The organism is Aeromonas sp. s8 (assembly GCF_040907785.1).
GTDB lineage: Bacteria > Pseudomonadota > Gammaproteobacteria > Enterobacterales > Aeromonadaceae > Aeromonas > Aeromonas veronii.
This window is the reverse complement of record NZ_JBFOCL010000035.1, coordinates 1-4291: the sequence shown is the minus strand read 5'-3', so window position 1 is coordinate 4291 and position 4291 is coordinate 1. Positions and strand designations below refer to the sequence as shown.

At 53.6% G+C, this 4291-nt stretch carries 3 protein-coding genes; 1 reads left to right on the top strand and 2 read right to left on the bottom strand.

Annotated features, from left to right (window positions below):
• A partial coding sequence (locus AB5Y86_RS10660) for a transposase (RefSeq protein WP_186301958.1) occupies positions 1-393 on the top strand: 393 nt, incomplete at its 5' end.
• Between the two features lie 637 nt (positions 394-1030).
• Here the strand turns inward: AB5Y86_RS10660 and AB5Y86_RS10655 are convergent.
• Together AB5Y86_RS10655 and AB5Y86_RS10650 are read right to left on the bottom strand one after the other, a co-directional pair.
• Entirely contained in the window at positions 1031-2908 is a 1878-nt protein-coding gene (locus AB5Y86_RS10655; RefSeq protein ID WP_100654373.1) for a methyl-accepting chemotaxis protein, read from the bottom strand.
• Between the two features lie 245 nt (positions 2909-3153).
• Positions 3154-4194 (bottom strand): IS481-like element ISAs19 family transposase, encoded by a 1041-nt coding sequence (locus AB5Y86_RS10650; protein ID WP_100654372.1) that lies wholly within the window; start codon positions 4192-4194, stop codon positions 3154-3156.
• Between the last annotated feature and the right edge of the window lie 97 nt (positions 4195-4291).

Below are 4291 nucleotides of genomic sequence, written 5' to 3'. Positions count from 1 at the left end.
GCGGCCAACGAGCATGACCTCAATCAGCTGGGTAATCTGCTGCATGGAGAGGAGCAATTTGTCTCAGCCGATGCCGGCTACCAAGGGGCGCCACAGCGCAAGGAGCTGGCCGAGGTGGATGTGGACTGGCTGATCGCCGAGCGCCCCGGCAAGGTAAGAACCTTGAAACAGCATCCACGCAAGAACAAAACGGCCATCAACATCGAATACATGAAAGCCAGCATCCGGGCCAAGGTGGAGCACCCATTTCGCATCATCAAGCGACAGTTCGGCTTCGTGAAAGCCAGATACAAGGGGTTGCTGAAAAACGATAACCAACTGGCGATGTTATTCACGCTGGCCAACCTGTTTCGGGCGGACCAAATGATACGTCAGTGGGAGAGATCTCACTAAAAACTGGGAATAACGCCTTAAATGGCGAAGAAACGGTCTAAATAGGCTGATTCAAGGCATTTACGGGAGAAAAAATCGGCTCAAACATGAAGAAATGAAATGACTGCGTCAGCCGAGAAGAATTTCCCCGCTTATTCGCACCTTCCTTAACAACAACATAAGTCCCATCAAAACATTCATCTTCGCCCCAAATTGCAGACGAGATAATAAAAGGGTCATACGAGGTGGGCTCGTATGACCCGCATTTTCCGCAGGCAACAACATTGCACTATCCATTCTAATATCCATAACCTTTGCATGCTCAAAAATTGAGCGGCGAATATTCAATCACATGTAAGAACTATGGCAAACGTTTTTAACGTTACTTAATGTAAGCTATGGATATATCAGTTTCATATCAACAAGATAGAGATGTAATCGGATGTTTTTAGGACGGTGCGAATGGAGTAATGAAATTATAAACGTGAGTAGGCTGATTATGATGAAGGAGCAATCAACTTGTTCGCCTCTTCCTTAGTCGATAAGCATAAAAAATCCGAAACCAAATGAAAAGGTTTCGGATTTTTACACATCAGGGGAGCGGCCTCTGGAGCCTTAACTGAGTGGCATTTGGCATATACGCCCCCTTTACTCATACTCAAATGCGGAACATACCGACCTGATTACTCAGTTCATCCGAAATATTTTTAAGTTGTTCAGAGAGATGACGTGAACTGTCTGCATCCAACGCCAGTTCGTCCGAGACATCTTTGACCGCCTGAATGTTGCGGCTTACCTCGTCGGTGACGGCTCGTTGCTCTTCGGCTGCGCTGGAGATCTGGGTCGCCATGTCGGAGATCTGGTTGATCGAGGTGGTGATCTGCTCCAGCGCATGGGTGGCGTTGTTGGCGTCATCCACGCTGTTCTGGGCCAGCTGCTGGCCTTCGTGCATGGTGCTGACCGCTCCCTGGGTATTGCGTTGCAGGGTTTCGATCATGCTGCGGATCTCGACAGTCGAGCTGTGGGTACGCTGTGACAAAACGCGCACCTCGTCGGCCACTACCGCAAAGCCACGGCCCTGTTCACCGGCACGCGCCGCTTCAATGGCAGCGTTGAGCGCCAGCAGGTTGGTCTGCTCGGCGATGCCCTGAATGGTGGAGAGGATGGTGTTGATCTCCTGAGCGTTTTTCTCCAGTTCCTGAATGATGTTGGAGGCCTGTTCCACCTGGGTGGCCAGATCGGTGATGGAGCGCTGGTTGCGGGCGATCACCTGTTTGCCATGCTCGCAACTGCTGGAGGAGCTGCGGGCCGCTTCGGCAGTTTGCTCGGCGTTGCTGGCAACATCGACCGCAGTTGCCGACATCTCATGGACCGCAGTGGCGATCTGAGTGATCTCGTTTTGCTGGCGAGCCAGCCCCTCATTGGCCTTCTCCGCCATGCTGTGGGAGGACTTGGCCTGCTGGTTGAGTTGGCCGGAGGAGTTGGAAATGTCCTGCACCATAGCATGGAGCCGCTCAATGAAGGTATTGACGTGTTTGGCAACCGCGCTCACCTCATCTTCACGCTCGATCTTGAGGCGGCGGGTCAAATCGCCGTTGCCACGGGAGAGATCGGCAATTGCCTCGCCCAGGGTTTTCAGAGGCGCTAGCGAGCTGTTGATGGCGACATAGGAGAAGCCAGCCACGATCAATATGGTGATAAGTCCCTGAATAAGTGAGGAGGTGACCATGCGGCGTACCGACTGGTAAGCGGTTTCGTCATCCACCATCATGCCGTAATACCAATTGGTGTTGGGGATCGCGTTAAAGTCAAAGACCTCTTTCTTACCGCTGATCACCAGCTCGTTGATCGTACCGTCATGAGCGATCTGATTGATGTAAGACGCGGTCAACTCGGGGGCTAGCGTTGTGGCGGGTTTCAGACTCAGGGAGGCATCGGGGTGGGCGATGATGGTGCCGTTGCTGTCGACCAGAATGGCGTAAGTCCCCTCGGTAGTGACCGTCAGAATATCCGAGATAAGGGCGCTGATAGAGACATCTCCGGCGATAACCCCCTGGGTGTTGCCACGCTGGAATGGCTCGGCGATGGTGACGATCAAACTGCCGTTAGAGACATCGGCGTAGGGCGCAGTGATGACCAGTTTACCGGCGGCAACTGCATCCTTGTACCAGGTGCGTTGACGGGGGTCATAATCGGCTGGCAGGCCGGAGGGGGTACTCTCGAGCATCTTGCCGTCAGCAGTACCGGCATAGACCCCCTCAAAGCCACCGGCATTCATGGCTTGGGCCAGATGGCTGATGGGTTCATCTTCTTTGGTGAATGCTTCCTTGGTGGTACTGACCATGCTGATGCGGGCATCGACCCAGTTGGAGATACCCTTGACGTTGGCCATGGAGCTTTCGTCAATGATGCTCCAGACCAGTCTCTGGGTTTCAGTGCGCAGTTGTGAGGTGTTGTACCAGACTTGCAGGCCGGTGATCACCAGGATGATGATCCCGATAGCCAAGACCAGCTTGTTTTTAATGGATAAGTTCATAGTGACATCCCTGTGAGCGTTAGTCTGAGTGTAGGAAAAAATTTAATTATTGTGGAATTTTAGTGGGTTATTGACTAAATCCGAAATTTTCAGCGAATCCGGGGAGCTGATCCTCTGACTCAACCAACCTAGAGAGTCAGATGGGCAAGTCCCAACAGGAGATCCCCTGTCAGGCGACAAGTGAACTGAGCGGAGCTGTACAGATCTAGTTATCACCTGACACCGGCCTCAAACCGGTGTCTTGTTTACGCTACTTTAGTGCGCACTTCCTTCGGTATCAATTTCAGACCCTTTTTGAACATGCTGTAGGGAGTCTGTCCTTCCATCATCCTGCCCTGATGTGGCCGCTGGATGTTGTAGTGCTCCAGGTAGCTATCCAGGTCTGTCTGCATCTGCTCTACCGACTCATACCAGGTTGTCCTCCCCTTGATACGGAAGTGTTCATCCAGCAGGGTACGATGTAGCCGCTCGATAAAGCCGTTGCTCTGCGGTCTGCGTACCTTGGTGGTCCGGTGCTCAATCCCCTCCAGTTGCAGGAACAGCTCGTAGGGATGATGGTCAGGGCGCCCACAGAACTCGCGCCCGTTGTTCGACAAGATGGTATAGACCCGAGCCTCATGGGCTTCGAAGAACGGCAGGACCGTTTCGTTGAGCACATGAACCGAGGTCACCGGCAGCTTGCTGGTGTAGAGCCGTCCCCAGGCGTGGCGGCTGTAGCAGTCCAGCACGGTTTGCAGATACACCTTGCCAACCCCTTTGAGTGCGCCGACGAAGAAGGTGTCGACCGCCACCAGTTCCCCGGTGTAGTGAACCTCAATTTGGCGTTCGCGAAACTCGGGGCTGAAGCGCTCGAGCAGGCGGATCTGCTCGTCATTGAGCTCAATCGTCTGTTCCCTATGGGTTTTCTCGAGGCGCAACAAGCGGTCATGCTTGGAGAGCAAGTCGTGACGTTGCCACACGCCACGCACACCGCCCGCACTGACGTTGATGCCTTGCAGAGCCAGTTCTTGCGCGACCCGCAGCGGGCCATGGGTTGGTCTGGTGAGAGAGTAATCGAGGATGGCTTGCTCAATCTCGGGAGCGACCCGGTTGGGATGAGCGCCTTTACAGCCGGGGAGTTTGTCGAGCAAGCCCTCGGCGCCATAGGTCTGGTAGTTACGGCGAATCTCGTAGAACTGCTGGCGGCTGTAGCCGATGAGCTTGCAGGCTTTTCTGACGTTATTGAGCTCTTTGGCGAGCTCTAGCAGGCTGAGTTTATGACGTGCTACTTTCTCGTTGGTGGTCATATGGTGACTCCAGATAACACGGTAGGGGTACCGTTTTGTTATCCGGTTTGAAGCCGTATGACCACTCCCTTTTGTGGGCAACTGTCAGGTGAATACC

Bases quoted from the DNA above. Each gene is read 5' to 3' on its own strand.
- AB5Y86_RS10655 (WP_100654373.1), bottom strand. From the start codon at position 2,908: ATGAACTTATCCATTAAAAACAAGCTGGTCTTGGCTATCGGGATCATC.
- AB5Y86_RS10650 (WP_100654372.1), bottom strand. From the start codon at position 4,194: ATGACCACCAACGAGAAAGTAGCACGTCATAAACTCAGCCTGCTAGAG.